The sequence below is a fragment of the Johannesbaptistia floridana genome (genome assembly GCF_057440575.1).
Window position 1 is genome coordinate 1 of sequence record NZ_JALKVM010000001.1, and the last position, 4,957, is coordinate 4,957.

4 protein-coding genes and 1 pseudogene are annotated in these 4,957 nt (G+C 37.1%); 1 reads left to right on the plus strand and 4 read right to left on the minus strand.

Features of this window, described 5'->3' with window-relative positions:
- On the plus strand, positions 1 to 259 hold a 259-nt coding region (locus MW688_RS00005), incomplete at its 5' end, for a hypothetical protein (protein WP_486733848.1).
- Positions 260 to 415: 156 nt separating this feature from the next.
- Here the strand turns inward: MW688_RS00005 and MW688_RS00010 are convergent.
- The 4 genes and pseudogenes from MW688_RS00010 to MW688_RS00025 form a co-directional block, all read right to left on the minus strand.
- A pseudogene (locus MW688_RS00010) lies at positions 416 to 607 on the minus strand (rhodanese-like domain-containing protein); the annotation flags it as partial.
- A gap of 263 nt (positions 608 to 870) precedes the next feature.
- Entirely contained in the window at positions 871 to 2,556 is a 1,686-nt protein-coding gene (locus MW688_RS00015; RefSeq protein WP_486733851.1) for a Calx-beta domain-containing protein, read from the minus strand.
- Between the two features lie 263 nt (positions 2,557 to 2,819).
- Entirely contained in the window at positions 2,820 to 3,278 is a 459-nt protein-coding gene (locus MW688_RS00020) for a rhodanese-like domain-containing protein (protein ID WP_486733849.1), read from the minus strand.
- Entirely contained in the window at positions 3,271 to 4,047 is a 777-nt protein-coding gene (locus MW688_RS00025; RefSeq protein ID WP_486733850.1) for a sterol desaturase family protein, read from the minus strand. Before MW688_RS00025 ends, MW688_RS00020 begins: the two co-directional genes overlap by 8 nt.
- Positions 4,048 to 4,957: the final 910 nt, after the last annotated feature.

Consider the following 4,957-nt stretch of genomic DNA (forward strand, 5'->3'; position numbering starts at 1 on the left):
CGATCGCATTAATTCTCTTACTTCAAAACTTCAAAACTTCAAAACTTCAAAACTCCAAGACTTCAAGACTTCTTACTTTAAGACTTCTTACTTCAAAACTTCAAAACTTCAAAACTCATTACTCATTATTCATCCACCACAAGTAACTTTGGGTAAAGATGCAAGATCTGAGCTGAATCTCTTAAAATTGGCAATATTTCAGTTTATGCTCATAATTATCAAGATTATTCTAGTCAGGGAAAGGTATACCAATTTTTAAGCGTTGAGCATCAATTCTTTAACTCATTACTTCAAAACTCCAAAACTTCAAAACTTCAAAACTTCAAAACTTCAAAACTCCTTACTCCTTACTCCTTACTCCTTACTTCTTACTTCAAAACTCATTACTCATTACTCATTACTCATTACTCATAATTCATCCACAACCAGTAAATGAGTGATAAAGATGCAAGATCTGAGTTGATCTATACCCTGTTGTACAATACAAAACTACTGTACTATTTTGATGTTCGGCAACTAATTTACTAATTTGTTTAACTCCGAAATTTGCTTCAATATCAGATAAGGGAATTAAGATACTCCCGTCAATATGTCCTTCTTGATATTCTTGGGGCGATCGCCCTTAAAAATTGGTTGACCAAAAAGACATATTCAGTATTTTTGTTCTCCTGATGCTTTTCTTAAACGAAAGAGAAATGAACTTTTTCCCTTTGCTTATGCGGTCATCTATCGCAGAGGATTTTAAATCCGGGGAACGGATGACCACAATAATTTGGTACATAAGTACTGGTGCGAGTGATGTGAGGAACCGAAAAATCTCAGTACAGGACAAAATCTTGTTCTTAGACCTGACACTTTCTCTGACGTTGCTTATCCGGCCGTGATCACATCGCCTGTAAGAATATAATCGGTTTGAGTAAACTCAGTCGTGTTTCTCAAGACGGCGAAAATAGCATTAGTATTGCTGTCTACAAGATTCAGGTCGCCATTATTTACAAAAGTGTTGATAAAAGCAAAATCAAGGTCGCTGCTCAACACATCTTCACCTCGAACAAAGTCATTGATGATATCTTTACCTTCCCCAGATAAGACCACAAAGGTATCGGCGCCATCTCCACCTAACAGGCGATCGCTTCCCGGTCCTCCTTCTAGGATATCGTCTCCGAGTTCACCTCTTAAGACGTCATTCCCTTCTAATCCTCTGATGGTATCATTATCATCAGTACCTATGAGGGTATCATTTAAGGCTGTTCCTTCAATCAGTGATGGTTCACCGATGTCTGGTTGTGAATTATCAAGGAGATAATCATCTTGAGTAAATTCAGTGATATTTCTCAAGACGGCGAAAATAGCATTAGTATTGCTGTCTACAAGATTCAGGCCGCTATTATTTACAAAAGTGTTGATAAAAGCAAAATCAAGGTCGCTGCTCAACACATCTTCACCTCGAACAAAGTCATTGATGATATCTTTACCTTCCCCAGATAAGACCACAAAGGTATCGGCGCCATCTCCACCTAACAGGCGATCGCTTCCCGGTCCTCCTTCTAGGATATCGTCTCCGAGTTCACCTCTTAAGACGTCATTCCCTTCTAATCCTCTGATGGTATCATTATCATCAGTACCTATGAGGGTATCATTTAAGGCTGTTCCTTCAATCAGTGATGGTTCACCGATGTCTGGTTGTGAATTATCAAGGAGATAATCATCTTGAGTAAATTCAGTGATATTTCTCAAGACGGCGAAAATAGCATTAGTATTGCTGTCTACAAGATTCAGGCCGCTATTATTTACAAAAGTGTTGATAAAAGCAAAATCAAGGTCGCTGCTCAACACATCTTCACCTCGAACAAAGTCATTGATGATATCTTTACCTTCCCCAGATAAAACCACAAAGGTATCGGCGCCATCTCCACCGAATAAGCGATCTCCTCCTGGTCCTCCTTCTAGGGTATCGTTTCCTCCTTCTCCTCTGAGGACGTCATTCCCTTCTAATCCTCTGATTATTTCATTATTACTTGTGCCTACTAGTCTGTCATTTCCTGGTGTTCCTTCAATTGTGTCGGGTGTTTCAACTGGTTGGTCGTTGTCGATAATGGTGACCACCGCGCCACTCTGACTTCCTACACTTGCACCATTTGTTGGGTTAGAAATGTTTAGATTAAAGGTTTCATCTCCTTCTACATCGCTATCATCAACGATGGGAATTGTTACTGTTTGACTAGTTTCACCATCACCAAAGCCTACTACTATTGGATCACTAATGTAGTCTGTTGGGGCGGTTGCTGTGCCATCTGTGGGAGTTACCGTTACCTCTACAACACCATCGCTTCCACCTGTTCTTACTAGGGTAATGGCGGTTACGGTCGTCCCATCTTCGTTGACTGTATAAGTTGCTGCATCGAATTCAATAACTCCAGGAATAGCGACGTCGTTATCGATAATGGTAAGAGTTGCTGTATCCTGACTACCTACACTAGCACCATTGGTTGGGTTAGAAAGCGCTAGATTAATGGTTTCATCCCCTTCTACATCGCTATCATCAAAGACAAATATAGAGCTTTATTTTGATGTCAACTAGCTCTAACTCATATCTTGCACCAAAACAAAAGTACAGAAATTGGCCGACAAGGGAGAATCAATTTTTAAGCGCGATCGCATTAATTCTCTTACTTCAAAACTTCAAGACTTCAAAACTCATTACTCAACCCCCATCAGTAATTTTGGGTAAAGATGCAAGATCTGAGTCTAAGTCGGGATATTGATACATTTGAGACTTTAAAAAGGAAGAGAGGGCGATCGCCAATCCAACCCTTTTTTCACTGGTTTAACTGATTCCAAGCCTCAATTCCCCCTTGAAGGTTTACTGTTTTTATGCCATTTTCTGCCAAAATATTATGGGCTTTAGTTGATCTATATCCTGTTTGACAATACAAAACTACTGTACTATTTTGAGGTTTTTCAACTAATTTACTAATTTGTTTAACTCCGAAGTTTGCTTCAATATCAGACAAGGGAATTAAGATACTCCCGTCAATATGTCCTTCTTGATATTCTTGGGGCGATCGCACATCGATTAAAATTAGAGAATCGGGATTATTTTCTTGCAATACTTTTAATTCTTTTGGGGTAATATTATCAGCATTCAAACTGTTAGCGAAAGTAACAATACCCATACCTGTAGTCAAGGGAATAGCTATTGCTACACCTAAAGTTAACAGGCTAGTAACTATTAATACTATTAGCAGGGAAGGCAGTTTAGTTATTTTTTTAGTCATTTTTCTTCATACTCATTATTTGCTGAAAAGGATAAGTTAATTGTTGCCAATAACTAGTGGGAATCGAGTTATTAATCCCATAGAGTTTAGATTCTTTGCGTTTTGGTAAATAAAAAGTCCCAAATAACCAATCAATCAAGGGAAGTTGGGCCGCATAATTATGGTTATTTTTATTAATTTCGTGATGCCAGTGATGGTATTCAGGCGTAACTATTAGATATTTTAAGTAAGGAAATTTTACCCGGATATTACTATGAATAAAAAAAGCGATTCCCGCTGAAAATAAGAAAAAAGTTGTTAAAATACTAGGAGAAAAACCTAGAAAATATAAAGGAATCATTTGACATAGTTTTGTAGTGATTTGCTCAGCCGGATGTACTCTAACTGTTGTCAACCAATCTAATTCTTTAACGCTATGGTGAATTTGATGAAATTCCCATAAATAGGGGTTTGTATGAAATAAACGATGAGCAAAATAGTAGCCAATTTCTGCGATTAAAACTGCTTCTAGAAACTGTAAACCATAAGGTTGATGATTAATAGTTGATTTTAATAATTCATTACTAAAAAAATCTGTTACTAAGATAACTATACTAGCGCTTAAGAATAAACCGAGTTTACTAAAAAAACTGCCAGTAAAAAAGTAAAAAATATCTAACCCCCAACCTTGGCGTAAGATTTTTTGGCGATGTAAACTGAAAATCCTTTCTATAGGTACAAAAATTACTGCTAGTATGATAAAGCCTTTGATAATATCGAAGTTTAACATTTTTACATATCTCTAGCGGACTTCAATTATCTTTTCTGGACAAGTTAGAGTACCACTTTGTAAAATTGGATTATTGGGTTTTTCTCCAATGCTACACAGTTCTATATATCTATATTGTAACTCGCTTTTGGTATAACTTAAGAAAGTTTGTAGTAAATTTACAAAATTTAAAGAAAATAAGCTAGGAAAAGTAAAAATATATAGCAATTCTCGTACTAGCTAGTAGGTTGGGCCCTTGGTCACGAAACCCAACATTCCCTAAGTTATGTGTTGGGTTGCACTCTCGTTTAACCCAACCTACAGGCTGTAAACATCTCTTTGCGAGCTTGTTATAATTCCTCAACCCAACCTACCGGGAGTGCGATCGCGCTCTTGTTCCCCCCTTGGTAAGGGGGGTTAGGGGGGATCTAATTCCTCAACCCAACCTACCGGGAGTGCGATCGCGCTCTTGTTCCCCCCGAGCTTGCGCTATGCTTTATAAGCAACTCACCAAACCCTTGTATAGCTCCGGGAGAGGGGGAGAAATTTTAAGTAAAATTACTTAAGTTGTGGATAAAATGTATATTACTATACATTAATTTCTTAGACAAAATCTCAAAAAGCACTAAATCACAAGTAGCGGCTTTTGTCAAGTTTTATGTTAAGAAAGATGTTTATAAAGGATAGCCCTTAATAGTATGAAGGTAGAACTTTATCATAACTGATTAAACGAACTTGATATTACTTCAAGACTTCTTACTTCTTACTCATTACTCATTACTCAACCACAACCAGTAACATTAGGTAAAGATGCAATATCTGAGAAAGGGCTAAATACAGTTGAAAAATATTTACCTATTTCTTCTTATACTTATTTATTTTGTCAGCTAAATAGCAATAATAAGTAAGTTTTATCCCTTTGACAACTAGA